The following is a 308-nucleotide window of genomic DNA, read 5'->3' as shown; positions in this document are numbered from 1 at the left end:
GACTGAGAACCGAAGAAATTCAGGCAGAACATAAACATATTGAACTGCCTGTTGGGGAGCGAGCCGGACAGGCCCGCCAGGAAGAGGACAAATTCGCTGCCGGTTTCGGAGACGGCAAAGCCTGCTGACTGAGGGTGTTTATCCTCCCGCACATTGTCCGCGCAGCCCATCGCCTCAGCAATCTCGAAGACAAGCCGGTAAGCCATATCCTGCAGGTGCTCAATATCATCCTGGAGTGCCGGGATGTGCCAGATATCACTGACGGGCTCAAGTCCGGTTGCGGCAAAGGCGACCGAACTGACGGACGC

1 pseudogene is annotated in these 308 nt (G+C 56.8%); it reads right to left on the bottom strand.

Annotated features, from left to right (window positions below):
* Positions 1 to 308, bottom strand: a pseudogene (locus CWM66_RS28690) (hypothetical protein); the annotation flags it as partial.

Source organism: Kosakonia sp. H7A (assembly GCF_003028445.1).
Lineage (GTDB): Bacteria > Pseudomonadota > Gammaproteobacteria > Enterobacterales > Enterobacteriaceae > Kosakonia > Kosakonia radicincitans.
The sequence above is the reverse complement of the archived record's forward strand: the minus strand, read 5'-3'. Positions and strand labels throughout refer to the sequence as shown.